This is a genomic window from Moritella sp. 5 (assembly GCF_018219455.1).
GTDB lineage: Bacteria > Pseudomonadota > Gammaproteobacteria > Enterobacterales > Moritellaceae > Moritella.
Genome location: NZ_CP056122.1, coordinates 1,057,696 through 1,080,052, shown reverse-complemented (window position 1 = coordinate 1,080,052; position 22,357 = coordinate 1,057,696). Strand labels below are relative to the sequence as shown.

At 40.7% G+C, this 22,357-nt stretch carries 23 protein-coding genes; 6 read left to right on the top strand and 17 right to left on the bottom strand.

Annotated elements, in window-relative coordinates:
* Window positions 1–135: 135 nt before the first annotated feature.
* Window positions 136–1,353, top strand: coding sequence for a pyridoxal phosphate-dependent aminotransferase (locus HWV01_RS04950; protein ID WP_211674355.1), 1,218 nt, complete (start codon window positions 136–138; stop codon window positions 1,351–1,353).
* Window positions 1,354–1,459: 106 nt separating this feature from the next.
* Here HWV01_RS04950 and HWV01_RS04945 read toward each other — a convergent pair whose 3' ends face one another.
* The 4 genes from HWV01_RS04945 to HWV01_RS04930 all read right to left on the bottom strand — a co-directional run bounded on the left by HWV01_RS04945 (window position 1,460) and on the right by HWV01_RS04930 (window position 4,949).
* Window positions 1,460–1,876 (bottom strand): GFA family protein, encoded by a 417-nt coding sequence (locus HWV01_RS04945; protein WP_211674354.1) that lies wholly within the window; start codon window positions 1,874–1,876, stop codon window positions 1,460–1,462.
* 237 nt (window positions 1,877–2,113) lie between these two features.
* Window positions 2,114–2,902 (bottom strand): metal ABC transporter permease, encoded by a 789-nt coding sequence (locus HWV01_RS04940; protein WP_211674353.1) that lies wholly within the window; start codon window positions 2,900–2,902, stop codon window positions 2,114–2,116.
* 3 nt (window positions 2,903–2,905) lie between these two features.
* Window positions 2,906–3,811: a metal ABC transporter solute-binding protein, Zn/Mn family gene (locus HWV01_RS04935; protein ID WP_211674352.1), complete on the bottom strand. Its 906-nt coding sequence runs from the start codon at window positions 3,809–3,811 to the stop codon at window positions 2,906–2,908.
* On the bottom strand, window positions 3,801–4,949 hold the full coding sequence (locus HWV01_RS04930) for a hypothetical protein (protein ID WP_371816356.1): 1,149 nt from the start codon (window positions 4,947–4,949) through the stop codon (window positions 3,801–3,803). Before HWV01_RS04930 ends, HWV01_RS04935 begins: the two co-directional genes overlap by 11 nt.
* Window positions 4,950–5,136: 187 nt before the next feature.
* On the opposite strand from HWV01_RS04930, the gene yfbR reads away from it, so the two are divergent.
* The gene (gene yfbR / locus HWV01_RS04925) at window positions 5,137–5,715 is read left to right on the top strand and encodes a 5'-deoxynucleotidase (RefSeq protein WP_211674350.1); all 579 of its coding nucleotides are present in this window, start codon (window positions 5,137–5,139) and stop codon (window positions 5,713–5,715) included.
* Between the two features lie 25 nt (window positions 5,716–5,740).
* Here the strand turns inward: yfbR and HWV01_RS04920 are convergent, their stop codons facing one another.
* Genes HWV01_RS04920 through HWV01_RS04910 form a run of 3 tightly spaced genes read right to left on the bottom strand, consistent with a single transcriptional unit; the run spans window position 5,741 to window position 8,627 of the window.
* Window positions 5,741–6,550: a DUF4344 domain-containing metallopeptidase gene (locus HWV01_RS04920; RefSeq protein ID WP_211674349.1), complete on the bottom strand. Its 810-nt coding sequence runs from the start codon at window positions 6,548–6,550 to the stop codon at window positions 5,741–5,743.
* Window positions 6,551–6,584: 34 nt separating this feature from the next.
* The gene (locus HWV01_RS04915) at window positions 6,585–7,223 is read right to left on the bottom strand and encodes a hypothetical protein (RefSeq protein WP_211674347.1); all 639 of its coding nucleotides are present in this window, start codon (window positions 7,221–7,223) and stop codon (window positions 6,585–6,587) included.
* A gap of 57 nt (window positions 7,224–7,280) precedes the next feature.
* Entirely contained in the window at window positions 7,281–8,627 is a 1,347-nt protein-coding gene (locus HWV01_RS04910) for a PLP-dependent aminotransferase family protein (protein WP_211674346.1), read from the bottom strand.
* Window positions 8,628–8,842: 215 nt separating this feature from the next.
* On the opposite strand from HWV01_RS04910, the gene HWV01_RS04905 reads away from it, so the two are divergent.
* The gene (locus tag HWV01_RS04905; RefSeq protein ID WP_211674344.1) at window positions 8,843–9,724 is read left to right on the top strand and encodes an NAD(P)-dependent oxidoreductase; all 882 of its coding nucleotides are present in this window, start codon (window positions 8,843–8,845) and stop codon (window positions 9,722–9,724) included.
* Window positions 9,725–9,798: 74 nt separating this feature from the next.
* Here HWV01_RS04905 and HWV01_RS04900 read toward each other — a convergent pair whose 3' ends face one another.
* The 4 genes from HWV01_RS04900 to HWV01_RS04885 all read right to left on the bottom strand — a co-directional run bounded on the left by HWV01_RS04900 (window position 9,799) and on the right by HWV01_RS04885 (window position 14,579).
* Window positions 9,799–10,956 (bottom strand): multidrug effflux MFS transporter, encoded by a 1,158-nt coding sequence (locus tag HWV01_RS04900; RefSeq protein WP_211674342.1) that lies wholly within the window; start codon window positions 10,954–10,956, stop codon window positions 9,799–9,801.
* A 75-nt stretch (window positions 10,957–11,031) separates the two neighbouring features.
* Complete coding sequence (locus HWV01_RS04895; RefSeq protein ID WP_211674340.1) at window positions 11,032–11,787, bottom strand: AraC family transcriptional regulator; 756 nt, start codon at window positions 11,785–11,787, stop codon at window positions 11,032–11,034.
* 159 nt (window positions 11,788–11,946) lie between these two features.
* Complete coding sequence (locus tag HWV01_RS04890; protein WP_211674339.1) at window positions 11,947–13,674, bottom strand: MOSC domain-containing protein; 1,728 nt, start codon at window positions 13,672–13,674, stop codon at window positions 11,947–11,949.
* A gap of 140 nt (window positions 13,675–13,814) precedes the next feature.
* Window positions 13,815–14,579 carry an AraC family transcriptional regulator gene (locus HWV01_RS04885; protein ID WP_211674337.1) on the bottom strand — a complete coding sequence of 255 codons (765 nt, stop codon included), beginning with the start codon at window positions 14,577–14,579 and terminating at the stop codon, window positions 13,815–13,817.
* A 223-nt stretch (window positions 14,580–14,802) separates the two neighbouring features.
* Between HWV01_RS04885 and HWV01_RS04880 the strand changes: the two genes are divergently transcribed.
* Entirely contained in the window at window positions 14,803–15,567 is a 765-nt protein-coding gene (locus tag HWV01_RS04880) for a 4'-phosphopantetheinyl transferase superfamily protein (protein ID WP_211674330.1), read from the top strand.
* Here HWV01_RS04880 and HWV01_RS04875 read toward each other — a convergent pair.
* The 4 genes from HWV01_RS04875 to pssA all read right to left on the bottom strand — a co-directional run bounded on the left by HWV01_RS04875 (window position 15,543) and on the right by pssA (window position 18,803).
* Window positions 15,543–16,184, bottom strand: a complete 642-nt coding sequence (locus HWV01_RS04875; protein WP_211674329.1) for a M50 family metallopeptidase — start codon at window positions 16,182–16,184, stop codon at window positions 15,543–15,545. The two genes, HWV01_RS04880 and HWV01_RS04875, sit on opposite strands and share 25 nt — an antisense overlap.
* Before the next feature lie 2 nt (window positions 16,185–16,186).
* Window positions 16,187–16,828 (bottom strand): peptide-methionine (S)-S-oxide reductase MsrA, encoded by a 642-nt coding sequence (gene msrA / locus HWV01_RS04870; protein ID WP_211674328.1) that lies wholly within the window; start codon window positions 16,826–16,828, stop codon window positions 16,187–16,189.
* A 35-nt stretch (window positions 16,829–16,863) separates the two neighbouring features.
* Entirely contained in the window at window positions 16,864–17,196 is a 333-nt protein-coding gene (locus HWV01_RS04865) for an HlyU family transcriptional regulator (protein ID WP_211674327.1), read from the bottom strand.
* 257 nt (window positions 17,197–17,453) lie between these two features.
* On the bottom strand, window positions 17,454–18,803 hold the full coding sequence (pssA, locus tag HWV01_RS04860; protein ID WP_211674326.1) for a CDP-diacylglycerol--serine O-phosphatidyltransferase: 1,350 nt from the start codon (window positions 18,801–18,803) through the stop codon (window positions 17,454–17,456).
* Between the two features lie 312 nt (window positions 18,804–19,115).
* Between pssA and HWV01_RS04855 the strand changes: the two genes are divergently transcribed.
* Both HWV01_RS04855 and pdxH read left to right on the top strand, forming a co-directional pair.
* The gene (locus HWV01_RS04855; protein WP_211674325.1) at window positions 19,116–19,379 is read left to right on the top strand and encodes a GrxA family glutaredoxin; all 264 of its coding nucleotides are present in this window, start codon (window positions 19,116–19,118) and stop codon (window positions 19,377–19,379) included.
* A 9-nt stretch (window positions 19,380–19,388) separates the two neighbouring features.
* Complete coding sequence (gene pdxH / locus HWV01_RS04850) at window positions 19,389–20,042, top strand: pyridoxamine 5'-phosphate oxidase (protein WP_211674324.1); 654 nt, start codon at window positions 19,389–19,391, stop codon at window positions 20,040–20,042.
* Between the two features lie 97 nt (window positions 20,043–20,139).
* On the opposite strand, the gene HWV01_RS04845 is transcribed toward pdxH, so the two are convergent.
* The gene (locus tag HWV01_RS04845) at window positions 20,140–21,543 is read right to left on the bottom strand and encodes a cobyric acid synthase (protein WP_211674323.1); all 1,404 of its coding nucleotides are present in this window, start codon (window positions 21,541–21,543) and stop codon (window positions 20,140–20,142) included.
* A 22-nt stretch (window positions 21,544–21,565) separates the two neighbouring features.
* Entirely contained in the window at window positions 21,566–22,276 is a 711-nt protein-coding gene (locus tag HWV01_RS04840; protein ID WP_249185445.1) for a DUF3108 domain-containing protein, read from the bottom strand.
* Window positions 22,277–22,357 lie beyond the last annotated feature (81 nt).

Here is a 22,357-nt window from a genome sequence, read left to right as displayed (position 1 = left end):
CGAACCGAGTTAATTAACAATGACGCAACAATAAATCGACCTGAACGTCAAATATCACTTCCAACAATGCCTTATATACGTTACTTTTATTGCAGAAAGAAAAATAATTTACATATTTACAGCGTTGGAGCCGGGATGTACTCAATAGAAAAATCTCATAAGTTAGATAACGTGTGTTACGACATACGTGGACCAGTATTAAAAGAAGCGAATCGCTTAGAAGAAGAAGGTCATCGAGTAATCAAATTAAACATCGGGAATCCCGCCCCATTTGGTTTTGAAGCCCCAGAGGAAATCGTAAAAGACGTTATTCATAACCTGCCATCGAGCCAAGGTTATTGTGACTCAAAAGGGCTATACTCTGCGCGTAAAGCAGTGATGCAACATTATCAACAGAAAGGTCTACTGAATGTGTCTATTGACAACATTTATCTGGGTAATGGCGTTTCAGAATTAATCATGATGTCGATGCAGGCATTGCTAAACAACGGCGATGAAGTGTTAGTACCGTCACCGGATTATCCATTGTGGACAGCGGCAATTACCCTTTCGGGTGGTAAAGCAACGCACTATATTTGTGATGAAGAATCTGATTGGTACCCTGATCTGGATGATATTAAAGCCAAGATCACACCAAATACCAAAGGTATTGTGTTAATCAATCCGAACAACCCAACGGGTGCTGTATACAGCAAAGAATTCTTGCTCGAAGTGATTGAAGTGGCGCGTCAGAATAAGCTGATTATTTTTGCAGATGAAATCTATGACAAGATCTTATATGACGGTGTTGAGCATGTGCCTATGTGTACGCTGGCACAAGATATTCTGATTGTTACCTTCAATGGCTTGTCTAAAGCGTACCGTATTGCCGGTTTCCGCTCTGGTTGGTTAGTATTAAGTGGTGCGACGCATCTTGCTAAAGACTATATTGCCGGATTAGAAATGTTGGCGTCTATGCGTCTGTGTTCAAACGTACCGATGCAGCATGCGATACAAACAGCGCTAGGTGGTTATCAAAGTATTAATGAATTGATTCTACCAGGCGGTCGTTTATTGGAACAACGAGATTTAGCCTGGAAGATGTTAAATGATATTCCGGGTATCACGTGTGTAAAACCAAAAGGTGCAATGTATCTGTTCCCGAAAATTGATATGGAAATGTACAATATCAAAGACGATCAGAAATTTGCATTAGATCTGTTACAACAAGAAAAGCTATTGATTGTACAAGGCACTGGTTTTAACTGGGCTCGCCCTGATCACTTCCGCGTAGTATTTTTACCGCGTGTTGAAGAGTTAACGGTTGCGATCAACAAGCTGGCTAACTTCTTATCAACTTACCGTCAGGATTAGTTTGTAGGTAATACCATTGTAGATATTAGAAAGGCGTTGTAATGACGCCTTTTTTAATAAAAAATCTAATCTCGATGCTTTTTATTGGTCATTTTAAACATGCTTGTTATATCTGTTTTGCAAAATAAGCCATAATTTCAGCTTTGGTCATTTCTTTCGTTTCGTTTGAAAAGCAATAATAGTCAGGTCGCTGATCACTAAAGTATTGCATATCCATTTCTAATCCATTCAAATCTTTAAATATACCCACTGGCATATTGTAATCACCACTGTCATTAAATTTAAAAAATAAATGGGTTCCACAATCAGTGCAAAAACCACGAGATGCCCAAGATGATGAATTATACGTCTTCACTTTATCCAACCCTGTAATGCTTACATTCGTTCCACATTGAACAGCAAAAAATGGAGCACCACCCCATCCTCTGCATGAGTCACAGTGGCAGACAGTAAATCTAGGGTTAATTTCGTTTGCGGTAATTTCAACAGCACCACAAAGGCAGCTTGCTTTTGAATGTAACATTTATATATTCCCCTTAGTTTATAACCATAGATGTGTTTCATTTAGTAAATCAACAAAACACTGTATATAATAACAGTACCCTAAGACGGTATTAATGTCGATTAAATCTATTCCTAACAACTGTAAAATCAATGATTGATCTCTAAATCGAAAGGTAAACTATATTGATGTGAAACGAAAAAAGCCCGACTCCAGTAGCATTCTGAAATCAGGCTTTATTTTACGTGCGACTTTATCTTATGAAGCGCGAACCTCAGTCTTCATCACTAAAGGTTGCAGCAATAAATGAAACAGTACGCCAGATACAAACAAGGTAATGACGATACTTGCACCACTGGGTAAATCATAGTGAGCTGACATTGCGATACCAGACAAAATACCTGTAACGCCAATTCCCATGCTCGCGATAAAAAAGCGTATACCTTTTAACGCCGATGCACAAAGAGCTGGGATCACCAATAACGCAAATTCAAGATAGATCCCCGTCAACTTGACCGTTATCGGCATTAATATCGCGAAGATAATGTAAAAACCACTGCCACGCATAAACTCAGGTTTCATCGTGACCAAAGTCACCATCGCAGCGGTGATAATCGCCAACGGCCAAACATCATCCCATGTAGCCCATAACAACTGACCATTTAAGATACCTTGGATAAAGTCGGCACCGTGCGGGTCTTTACTCGCCAGTAAAATAGCCAATGAAGCAGACACCACAAATAAGCTACCTATCATAGGTTCAAGGTGTTGTTGATAGTGCCTTTCCATCAAGGCAATTAAGCCACACAGCATCAGCGACAATACCCAGGGGCCTAGCATTTGTCCTAGCCAAGTCTCGGGTAATAAATCAAAACTACTTAGCCAGTACTGACTGAACGCGGCACCTAATGCAGCAACTTGAGCCACGGCTAAATCAATAAAAATGATTTTACGCTGTAGCACTTGCTGCCCCAAAATAACATTACCCACCAGCGCAATCAGACCACACAGCACTGCCGGGGCTAGCCAAAGATAATCCGTTAACATGGCTTAACGATTCGCTGGCTGCGCAAGCACATCGAGCAAAGTATCCAGTATGCCATCATACAATTCATCAAGGCTTTGCCCTTCCGATACCGTAAGTGGTAATTGGATCACTGGCTTTTGTGTTTGCTGATGCAGCCAATTAGCCGCGCGTTTATTCTGATGAGAAGAGTAAATAATCGCATCAAACGACGCTGGGTCTAACTTCGTCAACGATTGCAAATGTGCAGTCGTCGGTGAAATACCCGGCTTAGGCTCAAGGTCTGCAACCTGCTCCATCCCCAACCAATCAAACAGATAACGGTAGGTTTCGTGATAACTCACCACTTGCATACCTCGCAGCGGTTCAGCGCGCTGTTCCCATTCAACTAATTTTTTTCGCCAATGCTCACGGAACTTCACACCATTGACTAGGTAACTAAATGCATTAGCAGGATCTATACTTTCCAAGCGTTGGCTCACCACGCGAGAAATTCGGATCATATCGTTGGCAGCAAACTGCACGTGCGGATTACCATAAGCGTGAATATCCCCCATACTGCGGTCAACATGATGATGCGTATCCAGCATGCTGACAATCTCTGACGCATACAGCATACTTTGCTTGTTGTTTTGCACCGCCGGATTACTGCTTCGCGCTTGCAACATCGGCAACCAACCAATTTCCAATTCAGCACCTGAACACATGGCCATATCGGCTTGGCGCATCTTTGCAATTAAAGACGGCCTCGCTTGCACATAATGTGGGTCTTGCAGTGCCGTTGTCGCAGAATAGATGGTCGCTTTTGGTGCGTGTACAGCCAATAGTGCTTTCCATTCAGGCTCGCAGACAAAGATATTCAACGCGAGAGCAGGTGCAGACAGCATTACCGCACTTACCGCCAGCATTAATGTTCTCTTCTTAAAACGCATGTGCACCGTGGGCTCCAAACGTCATTACATATTGCAGTGTGAATACGTTATCCGTTTCTTTAGATTGATTTTCAACACGTGAGTATTGGGCACGAACAGTACCAAAATGAGAAGAGTTCCACGCCAGCATCGCATCAAACTCACGGTCTTTCAGAGAAGTCAAATGTACACGTTCGCCATGTGCATGCCCGTCATAGCTTTCAGCTTCACCGTAGCGCAGACCTGTCGACCAACTAGGAGTAAAACGGTATACACCCGATACGTAATACGCGGCTAGATTATCAGGTGCATTCTTTTCACCTTGGTATTTACTATCCAGAATATCGTCTAACAACATGTATTCAGCTGATAACGTTAAATTACGATATTTATAGTTGCCATTGGGCGCCCATTTCCACACAAAGTCAGCGCCGTATAGATTTGACCCTGTCACCGCCGATGCGTGGCTGTGATCATGGCCGTGATCGGCATGTCCACCATGCTTATGCTCTTCAAAAATTTTGGTTTTACCGTTGTCATTACGTAGGTAACTTAAACCAAACTGCCAGCTAGACGACGTAGAAAAATCATCTCCTAATTTTAATGTCGTGGTATAAACACCCACTGCAGATCCATCTTTCACAGCAGACATCTTACTGCCACTTAATGCCTCGATCCCCAGTTTCACATACATATCCGTTGGTAGTACTAGGTTTGCACGCAAACCATCATCATAATAATGGGAACCCAAGAAAGTACGGTAAGCGATTGGGCGTTCAACAAAACTGTCCGTGTGTACATGCTGGTTGTTCAAATAACCAAAGTCTGACAAGAATCGTCCTGCTCGGATATTAAGACCATAAGGCATTGCCAATGTTTCAACAAACGCCTCTTCTAAAAGAAGCTCAGTTTCATCGCCATGCACCTCTAGCACTGTCGTTAATACGCCATGAAACTTGTCATCAATATTAGCGGACATACTGATTTCAGTGTGCCCGAGTCCAAAACCCTCTCCACGTTCTGAATTATTACGCTCACCATTTTGGTAATAACCATCAAGTACAACGCCAATTTGTGGGTTTGACAACGTATTAGCAAAAGCAGGTGATACCAAGATGCTACCAATCGCGAGGGAGACCAATTTCTTTTTCACAACTATTTTCCTTAATTGTTATAATATAACACTCATAACTGTTATGCTATAACATAACAGTTTAAATACAAAGCGAGAAATCTAACTATTTGAAATTTTGAGAGTATGCAAAGAGGTGCTACAGTAATGAAACCGATGACTTACGTGGTTTTAACCTGTATCGTCATTAGATACTTTTTATTTGGAGAAGAGCATGAGCCATTTTTTTGCCCACCTTGCCCGCATGAAGTTAATTTATCGTTGGCCGCTGATGCGTAATGTCACCAATGAGAATATTGCCGAACACAGTTTACAGGTTGCAATGGTTGCCCATGCACTTGCGCTGATCGGGAATACTTATTACGACAAAAACTATGATCCTGACAAAGCAGCCTCAATGGCATTGTTCCACGACACCACCGAAGTGCTTACCGGGGATTTACCCACCCCAGTGAAATATTACAATAAAGCCATTATTCGTGAATATAACAAGATTGAATTGGCCGCTGAAAAAACCTTACTCGATATGTTGCCAGCAGAATTACGTGATGCGTATAAGCCACTATTATCAAGCCCTGATCTTGATCCTATTTATAAAAAATTAGTCAAAGATGCGGATATTCTCTGTGCTTATATGAAGTGTATTGAAGAGGAAAGCTGTGGTAACCATGAATTTGCGAAAGCCAAATTACGCTGTAAAAATGCATTAGACGAACGTATGACAGATGAAATTCGGTATTTCCTTGATGTGTTCTTACCGAGTATTGGTCAACCTTTTGATGACATGGACTAAACGGGTACGCAAAAAACGCCCTTGCTTAATTACCTGGCGTACTAGCATCAACCTCAGGCGACATATAAACGTCTAATAGTGTTAGCCAGTTATTTGTCATGCGTTCATAATTACCAATACACAGCTCTGCGCGTTCATCAGAAAAACCAGTATCTTCTAACAAGTAGGCGTATTGAGTATCATCACTGCCATAAACATGGCAAAGGGTGGCATAGTAACGCTGTAAATCAAGGCTGTGTTCATCCCAAAAATCAGCCTCTTCAAATTCGGTTATCTCATCACCTTCAAGATAAAATAGATCGGCTGCGCTAATTGCTATTTCAGCCCCATTTTCAAAATATTCAATCGACAATACCGCGGCTAAATTATCTGCCGCATCTTCTTCTTTACCCACAATTGGTAATTCATACGTCGTAATCAAAGCGTGGGCAAGTTCGTGGAATAATGTATGTATAAGCACATCCATAACCACCTGAACCAGATTTTCTGGATTAGCGTTGCCTTGATTATCACCCACGTAATTAACGGCCTTGAAGCGCTGCTCGACTTCGTCTAGAAAAGTATAAGGAATTAGAATGTAATTACGAGTAGGATCATATAACGGACCATCATTAGCACCAAAGACGATAGTTAACGGCTGAAGAAAAATAAATGCTTCATTCATCAAGGTAATTGCATCTTGAATACTGCTGTCTGACTGCAATTTTTTAGCCATAGGCTGTAACTTAATATCATTCGTCGGCAGATAACGCACAATGACATTATCAGCAGCGATACTCATACTAGAGAAAAGGAAAATCACGGTGAATAACCACCTGCGTTGATCATATCTCATGCTTTTTCTACCTATCGTTTATGACTAAGGCACATTAATTATTAATAATAGGCGTCCAATTGAATTCGGCGTTGTAGCTAGTGCAATCAACGAGATCCACGTCTGCATTAGCTAGATATACCTGCTTCTTCTCTGAAGTCGGATATTCAAGATAACCTGAGCAAGTCGCACTTTGGCCAGTGCCAATCACTACTTTCGATCCTGCTTTTAAACTGCACAAGGTGAGTTTATCTAACGGCGACCATTGATAACATATTTGATAATCACTGCGGTATTGCGATATTTGTCCACGTGGACTCTTTAATGCCCACCACTCACCGAATTTACTCTTTGGATTAGCGCCATTCCAAGCTCGAAACAATAAAATTTTGGTGTTCTGTTTAGCTACATAGACTTGCCCCTGACAGAGTCTGCCTTCTTCTGGTTCACCAATAGATTGCGCTAATAATTCAGGGTCAGATACAGCGGTGAACTTACGACTAAACTCTACAGGTAATTCCATATCACCTGCACATTCCGCTGCCGAGGCCGGCGTTGCAGTTGGCGGTAATAGTAATACCGGAACTTCTGCATCCGCTGGTTCTATCTCTAGTGGTGTCGGATCTTTTTTAGCTAACAAGGCACAGCCTGAACAACTTAAAATAAGTATACCCGTAATCGTATTTTTCAACATAAACTCTCCTTAGTCTAATGCCCTATTATGGGTCTACATCATGAACAGTTAAAATAATTAAAACAGGAAGTGTGAACCCTGCCCATCTTTGAGTAAATTAGCTAGAGATACAACACCTTGCTGAAAACGTTGTTCGTCATCTATCGCCATTAAAGATAAGCGAATATGGTTGCTTTTATCACTCTGTTGCGAGAAGTAACCACCACTACTCACCAGTAATTTTTGATTTTTAGCTTCCATCACAAAATGCTCTTGTCGCCAATGTTCCGGTAATTCCACCCAAATATGATAACTTGTCGGCTGGCTAGAGCAAGATAAAAACCCCAATTTATCTGTCACAAACTGTTGTCGCTGCGCGGCCAATAATTTTTGTTGATGCGCCATAATAAAAGCCTCACCAGAGTTAATTAATTGTGCTGCCACAGCAAAATTAAGTGGTGACGCCAGCCAGATAGAAGTACGGATACAGGCGCCAATTCGACGTATTTCGCTTTTAGGCGCTTTAATAAATGCACAACGTAACGCAGGGCTAATCGCTTTCGACAGACTGGTAATATGAAAACTTTTTTCGGGTATATAGTTTGTGATTGCCGGGATCGTCATTGGGTTTAAGAAGCCATAAATATCATCTTCTAATAACCAGATATTCCCTTCTTCAATCACTTTAGCAATAGTTTCTCTACGCGCTTGCGGCATAGTCACACCCGTTGGGTTTTGGTGTGACGGTACAATGACAACCAATTTCGGCTTATCGTTAAGAATAGCGTTTTTAAGTGCAGTCGGGCACATCCCTTCATTATCCATTGCAACGTCAACAACGCGACGACCCAATAAATTAGCGATAGAGAGAATACCAGGATAAGTAAATGCTTCAACCGCAATGCAATCACCTGGATTAGTATAGGTCTGGATCAGTATTTCCAGTGCATTCTGCGCGCCACTGGCAAGTAGTATTTCGTCAGGACCAGAAACGGATAAACCAAATTCCACCGCCCATTTAACACCCGCTTCTCGGTGAGATAAGTGCCCTGAGTGTTCGATATAACCCAATAGCTCACTCGGCAATGCCGCATACGTTTGTTGAAATGCAGCCTGTAACGGTAAAACATTATATTTAAGGCAGGGTTGTAAAATTGAGAAGTTATAATCTGCATCATCGTCAGAAGCTTGGATCACTGTTTCCAATTCAGAATTACCGCAAACAAACGTGCCACGGCCAACAAAGGATTCAACCTTGTTTTTTTCAACTAATAATTTATACGCCTTGGACACAGTTGTCGGCGTAGTCTCAAGCTCATCGGCTAACACCCGGTGCGGCGGTAGTTTAGTATTAGGTTGATATACACCAGTATTAATTCTAGTTTCAATTGTTTCGGCTATTTGTCGAAACTTAATATCACTCATTAACTTACCTCTAATGAACACAGCAAAAACATAACATTGATAAACCCTAGTTTACCTTGCTGAAATAAAACATACAGCGCTAGAACCATTACATTTACCTATTAATACCATTATATTTGTTAATTAATTGTACAAAACAATTGACTTACCACAAGGTAATGCAATAAATTATAAATGAAAATTGACATATGTCATTATAAGTTGGAGTGTAAAATATGAATTATTTAAACGTTGCGTTTGTAGGCCTTGGTGTCATGGGCTACCCAATGGCTGGTTATTTAAAACGAGCCGGATACCAAACCAAGGTATTTAATCGTACCACAGAAAAATCCATACAGTGGGTAAAAGACTACCAAGGAGAGTTGGCCTCGTCCCCTAAAGAAGCCGCAGAAAACGCAGATATCGTGTTCATTTGTGTTGGTAACGATGACGATGTACGCAGCGTGGTATACGGTGAGTCAGGCGTATTGGCCAGCCTCAAACCGGGCGCGATCTTAGTGGATCACACCACGACATCTGCGCAACTTGCCATCGAGTTAGCCGCAGCATGTACAAACCATGATATTGAATTTATGGATGCGCCCGTTTCAGGTGGACAAGCAGGTGCCGAAAATGGCGCATTAACCGTCATGTGTGGTGGTAACGCAGATACCTTCACGACAGTTCAACCTGTACTTAACGCTTATGCAAAACAGGCCACACTACTCGGCGGTCACGGTCAAGGCCAACGTTGTAAAATGGTAAACCAAATATGCATTGCAGGGGTTTTACAAGGTTTAAGTGAAGCTTTAACGTTAGCAGAAAAAGCATCATTAGATGTTGCACTCGTAGTAGAGACACTTAAGCATGGCGCAGCGGGATCATGGCAGATGGAGAACCGAGCAGAAACGATGGCAAACGATCAGTTTGATTTTGGCTTTGCGATCGATCTAATGAGAAAAGATCTTGGGATCTGTTTGGAAGAAGCTGAACGCTATCAACTGCAATTACCTTTAACTAGTCAAGTCGATAGTGATTACGAGCTATTACAGCAGCACGGACTGGGGAGTATGGACACATCAGCGCTCATCAAAGCTAGCGCGATAAAGTCAGTCTAAGGATCATAACCAGTTCCAGGCAACCGCTATGTGCGGTATGCCTTGTTCAAAAGTCTCAACAAATCCCTCTAGCACTAGCCTTTCCGCCACTGGGCAGTAAGACTAAGCGTGGCCATCATAACGAACACAACCGCCATGACAAACTCGGTATTAGCGATGTGACTGACTAATAGCGTTAACAAGAACATTCCAGCCATTTGCAGCGAGCCGAAAATAGCGCCTGTTTGCCCCTTATGTTGAGGGAATAAATACAGGGCATTGACCGCTGCGATACTGGTGGTAAGACCGGCACCAAAACAATAAACAGCGACGCTAAGTATCATTAGGCTAAAGCTAGCATAAGTAATGTTAGCCAATAAACCACAACTACCAATAACCATGATGATGCTAGCTGAAAGCAGCAATTGCTTTTCGCTAAAGCGCTGTTTGAGTAAGCTGTTAAACACGAGTCGTGCCGAGATTGTGCTACCTATCAATAGTAGTGAGGTTAAACCAAACGCGTGCGGGGCAATCGAATAGTTTTCTTGTGAGATAAAGGCGCCCATCAGATAGAAAACAATAACGCCACCGTTTGAGACAATCATCAGCAACAAATAACGTAAGAACTTACTGTTTGATGCGATCATCCAGTAGTCTTGCGCAATATTAGACAATCTTACTGCGTGCACATTCTTTTGCTGATGCGTTTCACCAAGACACAGCGTAATAACCAAAAATATTGTTATCGCTAAGGCGAACATAAACCAAAAGCTAGCTTGCCAACCAAAATGCGTTTGTAATATGCCACCGAGCGCTGGCGTTAGTCCTGGCAAGGTTAAAAATAAAATACCGAACCAAGACATTATGCCGATAAGCTGCGTCTTAGAAAAAGAGTCCTGCAAAATTGTTCGACACAATAGGTACAGAGCGCCAACACCAATACCCTGCACTAAACGGCCTAAAATAAGTACATTAATATCCTGACTACTGGTACAAATGAGTGAGCCGAGTGCGAATACCAGGCTACCGATTATTGCAATAGGACGGCGTCCAAAACGTTCCGATAAGGGACCGCAACACAGCTGGCTTATCGCCACGAAAATAAAGAAAATGCTGACAGTCTGCTGCACCGTGCCACTTGAGGCGTTTAGCGCGTTAGCCATGTACGGTAGACTTGGCGCATACATGTCAGCAGAAAAGAAATAACTGCTTGCCATTAATAGGCTAATTGCGAGTAGTTTAACTAAAGGCATAATAACTCTTCCTAGATTGAATATGCCTTTATTTTACTCACTCATAGACTCAGCCGCTTTAGTCTAAACGCCAGTCTATTGCGCGTAGCCGCCAAGTTGGCTCAGTATTTTTTTCTCGCGAAGGTATTTATTGAACACCGTGGAGAAAGCAGAGAGACTATTATAACCAAGTTCTAGGGCAACCTCAGTGTGTGGTATGCCTTGGCGGTTGAGTTGCAAAGCTTTCTCCATCACAATCTGCAACCTCAGGCTGCGGAACGGTTGCTCAAAGCATTTTTGAAACATCCGATTAAGCGTTCTGGTCGAGGCGCCACAACTCTCGGTAAAGTCCTCTAGCGATAATTTGATATCAGGCTTAAGGGTAAGGCTCTGGATTACAGGCAACAAGCGTCGGTCAATCTCACCAGTGGCTTTGTAGCCTTGTTCTTTGATGCTCTGCTGACTAATTTGATCTTTTAGTACCGCTAAATAGTGTGCGGGAATATCACAGACCTCGGTCAATTCGACCTCATCAATATACTCCATAAGCGGTACCACCAGCCCATTAACGGTGAGCCACCCCATATCGTGGCTAAACATCGGCAGTTCATTAGGTTCACAAAATAATACACTAAAAATAGTACTTTTTAGCACTTCTAAGCGATGTTCGACACCAGCTGGTATCCAAAGCAGCTGGCCGTTGACCGCAAGGGTGCTATCGTTGCGGGTAGCGATAATGCAGCAACCGGAGTGTATGTAGACAAGCTGTACTTTATCGTCGTGTTGATGAAAGCTCTTCTCGGCAGATTTAGCATAAGTTCTTAAATGATGACATAACGGCATTAGCAACATAGCTCTCAATCGATAGGCATTTTATTATATGACAGAACCCTTGATTGTTGTACTCTTTACTGAAGCAAACCCACATCAAAATAAACACCTAAAGCACTGATTATTATAAACTCACTACCAAGCTGTATTCCCTGACATTTCAGCATTTAGCAGCATTGTCTAAACATCGATAATAAGTTGTGAGCTATCTGGAACACCGCAACATAAAAGCACTTCATTTTCCCCTACTCCCTCGACGCTTAATGTGTGCCTTACTTTACCCTTTAGCACTTTCACCTTACAGCGGTGACATTGCCCACTTCGACATTGATACTGTGGTTTTAAATCGTAAAACTCAGCCAATTCCAAGAGTGATACGTCATCCTCTAAATGCCAACTTAATTGCTTTTTCGCATTTTTATAAGTAACCGTTGCAACATCTAACGTATTATCCGCATTATTCATTGCTAGAGCGGAAACGAACTCTTCAAAAAAGACTTTCTCGACTCCTTTCTCTTTTAAGCCTGAATACAGAGCTTGCTGCATTGGTTTAGGTCCACATAGATAGAAACTAAAAAATGCAGGAGGGATAGCAATTGTTTTACCGTTAAACTTAATATTTTCTGTTTTTAATATAGACATAAGTTTATCAACAGACAGCAGGCCGCATGAATGATAATCATGCCCAATCGTCTCATTTTCGGTGGGCCCTGAATAAACAAAGTGAATATGTACTCCTAGCTCTTCAACTTTTGCTAGTACATCATCTCTAAACGGATGATTATCTTTGTTTAACACACACTGAATCCAATAAATCGGTGCTCGCGTGTTTTTGTCTTTTAGAAGATGAGCCTGCAACATCGCAAGCATCGGCGTCACGCCTATCCCACCTGATATCAACACGATAGGCATAATATCAGTGTTATCTAAATAAAAATCACCAGAGGGTGCTTTGATCTCAACTTGTACTCCTTCTTTTGCAGCATGCATCCATGAAGAGCCTAAGCCATTGTCTACTTTTTTAATTGATATACGATATTGCATTTTGTCTGGGCAATATTCAGAAAGGCTCCACCGTCTCTCGATTACTTCATTTTCAACCTGTAAGCGTACAGCTAAATGTTGACCAGGGCGAAAAGCTGGAACAGCTTGTATATCTGATGGTGACAAATAAAAAGAATAAATATCATGGGTTTCTGCAACGATATTATTAATCGTAAACGACCGCCATCCTAACCAACGATATTCTTTTAACAGTGACAGCTCTTCAATAGTATGTATTTTTTTGTTAATCCAGGTTAACCCCCAAGGTGTAAGGTCTGGCAAACTTTTTACCTCAAGCATCTGCCCTATACTCGTATCTGAACTTTGCAGCATACGAGATATACCAGCGACGGTAGGATGCTGTGGATTACTCTTTATAACGGTGAATGCATCATTGGGCTCTATTATTCCCGGTTCAATAACATTCATGTAGAAACCAATTCGTCCTGAATCAATAATATCTGATAATACGCTGACCGCTTGCCCTAAGCGCCAAGACAGCTTAAAGCACGGAATTCTAGGAAACGTCACCTGTAACACCGCTTCATTTCCAATACGTACGATATCACCAATACGTAATGTCTCCTCACAGGCATGGTTTAAGGTAATGTTTTCTCCCCAATGCGCATGCTTCCATGACGAACGTTCTATATTAAACACTTCACACCAATAGTCATAATGATTCTCTGAATATACAAAGACATCTTCAATATGGTCTGCAGGCTTATTTCCAACGGGGCCCGTTTGATCAAAATAAACGGGATGATAGAGGGGCTCTCTAACAATTGATGTTTTTAAATCTTTTCCATTAATGTTCTCAAGTTTAGGCTTTGAGACACTTAAAGCGACGACATAATTTTCCATTAGCATTTCTTCACTATCAACTTAATTGAATCAAATATGCTAACAGGATAATAATTATCAACTATCAAACTGGGGACATTGAGTAACGATAATCAGACAATTTAATATCTCTTTATAAGTAGAAAGGTAAATCCTAACCGCTATTCAAAATACTTTCTATATTGACTTGGAGTTGTATGCATTGCCTGCTTAAAAAAGTATATAAAAGCACTAGTAGTTGAAAAATCTAACGTTAACGCACAACCTGTCACTGATTCGCCTTCTGACAACAGCTCAATGGCTTTTAATAACAGCCACCTTTTTCTCCATTCTTGATAGTGCATACCCGTTTCTTTAAAGAAAATACGGCTGATGGTTTTTTCACTTGCACCAATTTTCTTTGCCATCACGCCGAGTTTCTGGGGAGCATATTCTTCTAAAGAGTTTAACCAAGCCAACAAACGACTATCAGTTGGTAATGGCAGTGATAAGTCAGTCAGTGGCGCTTGATAACTTTCATAACACAGTAACTCAATCAATGAGGGATGGAATTGGCGATTATTAGAGGCGTAAGATACTCGCTGTATTAATGCAATTAACAAAGAGTTTAATCTTAGTACACGCAGATCATTGGGGACCGTATAACCAATGCTTGATTTAAAGAATAATGTAACCAAACTCTCCCCACCGCGACGCTCAATACTATGTTGTATTTTTGGCGGTAGCCAAATTGCACAATTTGGTGGTATCACCAGTTTTTGAGATTGAAGATTTACAGTGATACAACCTGAAGGAGACAGTATTAACTGACTTTCTTGATGGGAATGCATGCCCCAGTCAAATTGGTTATCATTAGAAACAAAGCCATAAACATCATCAAATTCTTCATCACAAATATAATCATGATTACCTTTAACTATAGACATACGTAACCTATCTTTATCACTTCAATCATGACGCTGGAAAATATAATCGAAAAACTATTCACCCAAACGACCTAAAATGAAACCTTAAGCGACAATGTCGCATTAGCTATTCCACAAAACCACCAAGTAATTGACTTATTAAAGTGGTCTAACTTTTGAGAATCTACACTGTATCTTATTATGTTATACTCCCATTAATAGTGATATAACGGTTCCATTTCTAATGCCACACACTGAATCATTCTTTAGCCCACAGTTAACGTTTACCTCTAATACCGACTTAACGACCAATATCAATTCAACAATTGAGGCTTACCTATTTAACAGTAACACCATCAGTAACGAACAGATAACATCATTTTCTGAGCATTATTTGCATCCTCATGAATATCAAGTATTTGCGAAACGTAAACAGCAACAAGCCCAGAAAGAATACCTTGCGACTCGCATTATCATTAAGGCTTATGCTAGCCAATGCTTAGGTTATAATTTTACTGAGCTTTATGTGTTATTCGACACTGAAAAAAAAGACTTAAATATATACCATAATGAGGACATCATTCCGTTAAAATGTTGTATTTCTCATTCTCATGGCCAAGTTCTTATTGCCCTAGCACCAACAACACAACCAATTAAACTCGGTGTCGATTTAGAATGGATTTCAACCAAACGTTCTCTCGAAAGAATCGCAAACCACTATTATCATTCCGAAGAATTAGCGGCTTGTACTGCACAATCCTTAATGTTAAAAGCGCAGGCTTTTTATCGTATTTGGACATTAAAAGAAGCATTATCAAAAGCAATTAAGCAACCGATAGCAGCACTACTCCGCGATAATGTATTTAACCACTGCGAACAATTGCATGTGCGTTCAGGCTGTTATGAAGAGTTTGATTTAAGTATTATCAGTGACCTTGAATTCACCGATAATACTTATATAAAAATACTAACAGGAGTATTAGATCAGGATTTTCGTAACGTTAAATAAATAAAATATAAGCTGGCAAGAAACCACAGCCCCCCCCACATAAAGGTCGCGCCACCAATTTCATTTGCTAACATACGCGCATCAGATAATGAACCACTATGAATAATGGTATCCTGCCAAATATCTAAGGGCACATAGATCATGCTGGCACTAGCAAACACCAATAAAACTGTTTGCTTAATACCTGTGCTCGCGTACTTGAGTAACCCCAGAATCACAATAGCAATGACAGCAGCAAAGCCGATAGTATATAAAGTGCCACCAAAGAATACCGCAACCAATAACATGGTTATTGCCAATAAGGCTAAACTTATATCGGTTGTTTGACGGCGACTACTGGCAGCATAAAATAACAAACCAAAAAGTAACGAACCTAAATAACCTGCACTAAGAATAATAAAACGCGAGCCCCCCGCAGAGCGAACATGCCCACTCTGATAGGCAGATACGACAAACTCCACGACTTTACCGCCAGTTAACCAAGTCGCAAGCGCATGGCTTAGCTCATGTAAAAAAACAACCAGTATCTTAAGTGGAGCAATTAATGCGCTTTGCCACATAAAAGCGAGAACGGTAAACACAAGTATAAATAAGATTCGTCTATTTCTCGCTTTCATTTTTAATTCCCTGGGTAGCAGATACCAGAACCACCTAGCCCACAATAACCTTGAGGATTCTTAGCAAGATATTGCTGATGATCTTGTTCTGCATAATAAAATGGCGCAGCTAGGTCTATCTCAGTGGTGATTAACTCAGTACTTCCCCCGCCTGTAAGCGCTTGTTGATAGTGGTCAGCAGAAGCTTTAGCCTGAACTAATTGCTGCTGTGAAGTGCAGTAAATGGCAGAACGATATTGCGTACCTTGGTCAGCACCTTGGCGCATGCCTTGCGTTGGTTGATGGTTTTCCCAAAACAAGATCAAAAGCTCCGCATAACTAATGACTTCGGGGTCAAATACGACTAACACAGATTCCGTGTGCCCAGTTTGACCTGAGCATACTTGTTGATAACGCGGATGTACAGTATAGCCACCTTGGTAACCAACTGCCGTCGTTACAACACCTGGTACAGACCAAAATAATCGCTCAGCGCCCCAAAAACAGCCCATCGCAAAATAGCAGACTTGATGTTGAGCTATAAAAGGCGGAGCCATATTCGTTGCCGATACATAATGTAACGCATCAACAGTTATTGCAGTTGGATTATCAGGTAGTGCATCTGCTTCACTAACCATGGTCAACTTATTTTTTGCAAAAAACATAGTGAACTCCAGCGTTAATTAATCGAATAAGTAAATTACTTAAACATGTTATCGCCGACTTGGTCGATAAATAATTTACATTTTTGTAAAGTGATTTGCTCAGCTTGCGGCTTACTCATGCAAAGATCGGAACGAATAAACGAATGTCTTAAATTTTCCACTTCGTTTTCTTTTCCATCCGCATCTCGCTCTGCCGTGTCTTTTACAATCGGCTTTTCAATTAAACCCGCAACACGATATTGCCCCCCTTCTTCCTTCGGCATCACAAAGATAAGATAGCCATTGTAATGTACAGGTTCAACACTCGGCATATTGTCGACAGATTTAGCATCTGAGTCAGAAAAAAATCGTTTTAAAAATCCGAACATGAAAATAACAGCCAATTTAGTTGTTTAATAGTTAATCAGAGTATAATCAGCAAGCTAGAACAGAGCAATAGCATTTACGTAGAATGAAACGAATTTACTTCATCCGCTGGCGGTAAAGATAACGAGACATCATTGTGAAAGTGACACGAATACCAAAATATTAGTAAATAAAAATAGTCAAAAAATAAAAAAGCTTGTTACCGAGACAGTAACAAGCTTTTTCTATCCTATTAATTTAGTTTTTTAGAACAGCTAAATTATAGAATACGTTTAAGTAACATATCCAAGCGCGTTGTTTTAATACGGCGCATAAATTTCTGTACTGGTGCAGGATAGTCCGCCAAGCTGTCTAAATCAGAAAGGTGCTTAATACGACGAGTATTTTTCAACACATGTTCTTGCTCAGCTTGTAGAGTATCTTTTAATAACTGTTTAGGATCATGAATTAAAATACCATTCTCTAAGTCTAAGCCCCATGCACGTGGATTCAAGTTATTACCTGTTAATAAGTGGTACTTATAATCACAGCACAGACCTTTAAGGTGGAAACTGTTACCTTCATCTTTCCATAATCTAACATTAAGCAGACCTTGATCGATAAATGACTGACAGCTTTTCACAAACTTATACAGGTAACTTTCGTAAATATAAGGCAATGCAGAAATAACTTTAAACGGTTCTGACGGTGGTATGTAGAAATCGTTGGCCGTTTTGTCACCAATAACTAAGGTTACTTTCACATTACGTTTTAGCAGGCGTTTAATGTCTTTTGATATGGACAATGGCAAGTTAAAATACGGTGTAAAAATAGTAATTTCGCTTTCTACCGCACGTAATAAATTGGTAATCGTTTGGTTTAGTTTATTACCGTGACGACCAAAACCTGAAATCGGAGTGATGCCCACTTCTGTACTGTCTGGCGTAGTATTAATGTAATGATACTGCGCACTGCGTAACGTTTGTTTGAACTGACGAATATCTTGCTTCAAGGTTTTGCTTGACGGGATAGTATCGTCATCAAGTCGCGTCACCGCATTTTGACTTACAAAATAGTCTTCTAAATAAGAGACCATCGAGTCAGCTAGCGCAGGATTATAAAGCACATGATAGCGATCGCAGCGGTATTTATCCCCTTGATGTAAGTAGATATCATTAATACTCGCACCACTGTAAAGCACGGTTTCATCAAAGATAAAGCCTTTCAGATGCAATACACCTAATACTTCTTTACCTTTCACTGGCACGCCTAAGATCGTGACTTTGTCACCGAGTCTTTTACGCATTTCTTTATAGAGGTCGGCATTACCACCATGATCTTTTTGGCCAATAAGACCGCGTTGTGCTCGATGAAAATCAACGAACACTTTAATCACTAATCTAGGATTATTTACACGAGCTTGATAAAGCGCATCAAGAATTTCTCTGCCGGCTTCATCATCTTGGATATAAAGAGCCGAAATATAAATGCGTCTCGAAGATGAAGCAATTAAATCTAATATTTTTGCTTTAAAATCACGCGCTGAAAATAAAACATCAATATGCCCTGCCGACATTGGCAGTTGCTTTAAGTTGGTAATCGTAGACTGATAAAACTCTAATGATTTCATATGTCGTTTCAAGCTGATTTATAAAAGTTAATCGATAATTATCACTGATTCCCACTGTGATTGCTATGTATCTCTGCAATTATTAGAACTCGGTGCTCAAAATTTACATTTATTAACAGAAGTTATACGTATGTTACATTTATAATTAATAGCTACTGCCTATCAATTATTATTAAATAAACAATTTCATTTTATTTCAGAAAAACATATTATGTACACATTAAGAGTGAATTCACTCACTAGCAACTGGTACTTGATCATAGAGTACACATAGCGTGCTAACCAATTTTATTTACGTGGAGTATTTATATTATGTATACAGTTATCTTTGGTCGTCCAGGTTGTCCTTTCTGCGTACGTGCAAAACAAATTGCAGAAACATTAAAAGCTGAGCATGAAGATTTTGATTTCGACTACATCGATATGCTTGCTGAAGGCATCAGCAAAGCAGACCTAGAAAAATCAGCAGGTGTACCAGTGAATACAGTTCCACAAATCTTCATAGATGAAAAGCACCTTGGTGGTTGTAGTGAGTTTGAACAGTACGCTAAAGAAAACTTGGGTTTATATGCATAAGGTTTAACAATGTCTTTATTAAATAAAATTCGTTGTGCATTTACCTTAGGGCAAGGCGTATTAGTCGACTTGCCCGACCTTGATCCTAGCGTAGATCCATTTGATCAGTTCCAGAACTGGTTCAAAGCGGCGCAAGACTGCGGCATTGTCTTGCCTGAATCCATGACAGTGTCTACGGTTGATGCGAATGGTTACCCTTCTTGCCGTGTTGTATTACTCAAAGAATTGAACAAAGAAGGCTTTGTTTTCTTTACCAATTACGACAGTAGAAAAGGCCGGGAACTCGCTCAAAATCCACATATCGCGTTAACATTCCATTGGAATATTTTACAGCGTCAAGTGCGTATTCAAGGTGTGGTCGAAAAGATCTCAGCTGAAGATTCTAATACCTACTTCCAGTCTCGTGGACGTGGTAGCCGAATCGGCGCATGGGCATCAGAGCAAAGTGCAGTGATAACTTCACGCAAAATCCTTGAACAACAAGTGAAACAGTTCACCGATAAATTTGCAGATAAAGAAGTGCCACTTCCTGAGTTTTGGGGTGGCTACGTGGTGAAACCGACAAGTATCGAGTTTTGGCAAGGTAAAGCCGATCGCTTACATGACCGCTTTAGTTATGTGAAAGATGGAAATGACTGGCGTGTTGATCGCCTAGCGCCTTAATAGGCATTAAATATTTACTGACTTAGCACTCACATATTCAAGCAGGTAATTCCGTTTACCTGCTTTCTATGTCTAAATAGTCGATCTCATCTATAGTCTACAACCAACCCAACTTCTCGAACATATCACCAACACGGTTTAACTCTGCATCCAAACTCACGGCATGATCGTCCGCTTCACCTATCCAGCCTAAATTCGCTAAAAACTGATTGATAAAACCTTTATTATCAAACAATCCATGTAAATAACAGCCATAAACATTCCCTTTCTGCCAGCCTAAATCGGTTTCGATAAAGCTTTTACAACGCATAGTTTGGCTCACATCGCTGATCGTTGTTTTACCATGGTGAATTTCATAACCCGACAATTTAAAACCTTGCCAATCGATATTACGCTGTCGTGTGGTTTTAGTCTCGGCATGTGCAGTGATGATAGGTAACAGTCCCAAGCCTTGTTCATCACCACCTTCAATGTGGTGTGGGTCTAGAATATGTTCACCAAGTAATTGCATGCCACCACAAATACCGAGAATAGGTTGCCCACGCTGCGCCGCTTTGTAGATTTCATTGGCTAAGCCGGATTCACGTAAATGTAATAAACTCGCCGCTGTATTTTTACTACCGGGTAAGATAATGGCATCAAAGTCAGCCAATGATTGACCATCTCGTAGTGGGACTACGCTAACATTATCTTGGTGGATCAAGTTATCAAACTCGTCCATATTCGCCGCATAAGGGTAAGCAATCAACGCGATATTGATATGTCCACTTTGATAAACGGCACGATGATGTAAGGTATCCTCTTCGGGTAAACGATGCGGAAAGTAGTGAATATTAGCAAGGGTCGGCACACCCGTTTTTTCTTCTAACCAAGCCATGGCATTACCCAGTAATAACGGATCACCACGAAATTTATTTAATACAAAGCCTTTAATCAGTTTTTGCTCTTCTTCTGCAAGGCACATAAAAGTACCGAGTAGATGCGCAAACGCACCGCCTTTATCAATATCAGCAACTAAATAGACATCTGCATTACAAGCCAGCGCAACGCTCATGTTCACAATATCACTGGCACGTAAGTTAACTTCGGCCGGACTGCCCGCACCTTCAATAATGATTTGCTGGTAGTCTTGTTGTAAATCGTTAAGTGCTTTTTCAACATGTTCAAAAAGGTGAGACTTACGTTCCATCCACGGAATGTTACTTAATTCTGGAGCGGGTTTACCGTTTAAAATAAGCTGGCTTTGGGTGTCCGCACTGGGTTTTAGTAATACAGGGTTCATGCGTACATCGGGGAGGACTTTGGCTGCAATGGCTTGTAGATACTGCGCGCGGCCGATCTCTTCTCCTTGCGCTGTGACAGCGGCGTTATTACTCATATTTTGCGCTTTAAATGGCGCGACATTAATACCACGATTGGCAAACATGCGGCATAAACCCGCGACAACGAAACTTTTACCGGCGTCGCTCGTGCACCCCATGATCATGATTGGTTTTGTCATTTTATCTTCTAATTATGGTAGGTTACTGAAAAGTAAGATCGGTGAGCTTTAAGTACGATTTGCGTACGCCATGTTTATATACTTCAACTTGCCCAAGCTGGTAATCTAGTTTGGGAATAAACCAGTAATAAGTCGCGCGGTTTTTCTTCTTTTTAACTTCTTTGACTTTAACCGCTGTCATGTCGCCAAATATAGTATTGATAGTTTCTTTCTGTACAACTTCAAATTGAATGGTTTCTAATTTTTTTTCAAATACCCATTCGTAGCTGAATGCTGTTTTACCTAACTTAAGATCATTTTGAACAACAATAGTCATGGCACCAACATCCATCACACCCGGCTTTGATTTAATTTCTACATGGCCATCTTCAAAATCCATTAAAATGTCACCATTATCTTCAAAGGAAGCTGATGATATGTTTCCAAAGCCCATTACCGATGTTTCATGCTCGTAACGGTCAGTGGTTAAGATGTTGTCTTTAAAGCTAAACCATGAATTATTTTTATAGCCGCCGGTACCAAATAATACACTCGCTTGTGTCGTGAGCTTATAGCTATCACCACTTAAACGACGTAATGTACGCTCACCACTACCAAATTTTACGTCTTTGTAATACACCGCATACTTAGCTTGAAAAGGATAGACTTCAGCTTGGGCTACAGATACGGTCATAGAGAAAGTCCCTATACTCAAAGCAATCGAATAAAAAAATTTAGCAAATGTATCCATCATATGGACTCCCTTCACAGTAGCTCGCATACGGATGCAAGCCGTCACTGTTTTGGCCTATAAGCCTTAATAATTTTAGCTTAT

What these genes read in the sequence shown, in the direction of transcription:
- HWV01_RS04880 (WP_211674330.1), top strand. Translation starts at nt 14,803, where the DNA reads ATGCCACACACTGAATCATTCTTTAGCCCACAGTTAACGTTTACCTCT.
- HWV01_RS04915 (WP_211674347.1), bottom strand. Translation starts at nt 7,223, where the DNA reads ATGTTGAAAAATACGATTACGGGTATACTTATTTTAAGTTGTTCAGGC.
- HWV01_RS04920 (WP_211674349.1), bottom strand. Translation starts at nt 6,550, where the DNA reads ATGAGATATGATCAACGCAGGTGGTTATTCACCGTGATTTTCCTTTTC.
- HWV01_RS04855 (WP_211674325.1), top strand. Translation starts at nt 19,116, where the DNA reads ATGTATACAGTTATCTTTGGTCGTCCAGGTTGTCCTTTCTGCGTACGT.
- pdxH (WP_211674324.1), top strand. Translation starts at nt 19,389, where the DNA reads ATGTCTTTATTAAATAAAATTCGTTGTGCATTTACCTTAGGGCAAGGC.
- HWV01_RS04865 (WP_211674327.1), bottom strand. Translation starts at nt 17,196, where the DNA reads ATGTTCGGATTTTTAAAACGATTTTTTTCTGACTCAGATGCTAAATCT.
- HWV01_RS04840 (WP_249185445.1), bottom strand. Translation starts at nt 22,276, where the DNA reads ATGATGGATACATTTGCTAAATTTTTTTATTCGATTGCTTTGAGTATA.
- yfbR (WP_211674350.1), top strand. Translation starts at nt 5,137, where the DNA reads ATGAGCCATTTTTTTGCCCACCTTGCCCGCATGAAGTTAATTTATCGT.
- HWV01_RS04895 (WP_211674340.1), bottom strand. Translation starts at nt 11,787, where the DNA reads ATGTTGCTAATGCCGTTATGTCATCATTTAAGAACTTATGCTAAATCT.
- HWV01_RS04940 (WP_211674353.1), bottom strand. Translation starts at nt 2,902, where the DNA reads ATGTTAACGGATTATCTTTGGCTAGCCCCGGCAGTGCTGTGTGGTCTG.
- HWV01_RS04945 (WP_211674354.1), bottom strand. Translation starts at nt 1,876, where the DNA reads ATGTTACATTCAAAAGCAAGCTGCCTTTGTGGTGCTGTTGAAATTACC.
- pssA (WP_211674326.1), bottom strand. Translation starts at nt 18,803, where the DNA reads ATGAAATCATTAGAGTTTTATCAGTCTACGATTACCAACTTAAAGCAA.
- HWV01_RS04905 (WP_211674344.1), top strand. Translation starts at nt 8,843, where the DNA reads ATGAATTATTTAAACGTTGCGTTTGTAGGCCTTGGTGTCATGGGCTAC.
- HWV01_RS04910 (WP_211674346.1), bottom strand. Translation starts at nt 8,627, where the DNA reads ATGAGTGATATTAAGTTTCGACAAATAGCCGAAACAATTGAAACTAGA.
- HWV01_RS04845 (WP_211674323.1), bottom strand. Translation starts at nt 21,543, where the DNA reads ATGACAAAACCAATCATGATCATGGGGTGCACGAGCGACGCCGGTAAA.
- HWV01_RS04950 (WP_211674355.1), top strand. Translation starts at nt 136, where the DNA reads ATGTACTCAATAGAAAAATCTCATAAGTTAGATAACGTGTGTTACGAC.
- HWV01_RS04875 (WP_211674329.1), bottom strand. Translation starts at nt 16,184, where the DNA reads ATGAAAGCGAGAAATAGACGAATCTTATTTATACTTGTGTTTACCGTT.
- HWV01_RS04900 (WP_211674342.1), bottom strand. Translation starts at nt 10,956, where the DNA reads ATGCCTTTAGTTAAACTACTCGCAATTAGCCTATTAATGGCAAGCAGT.
- HWV01_RS04890 (WP_211674339.1), bottom strand. Translation starts at nt 13,674, where the DNA reads ATGGAAAATTATGTCGTCGCTTTAAGTGTCTCAAAGCCTAAACTTGAG.
- HWV01_RS04935 (WP_211674352.1), bottom strand. Translation starts at nt 3,811, where the DNA reads ATGCGTTTTAAGAAGAGAACATTAATGCTGGCGGTAAGTGCGGTAATG.
- HWV01_RS04885 (WP_211674337.1), bottom strand. Translation starts at nt 14,579, where the DNA reads ATGTCTATAGTTAAAGGTAATCATGATTATATTTGTGATGAAGAATTT.
- msrA (WP_211674328.1), bottom strand. Translation starts at nt 16,828, where the DNA reads ATGTTTTTTGCAAAAAATAAGTTGACCATGGTTAGTGAAGCAGATGCA.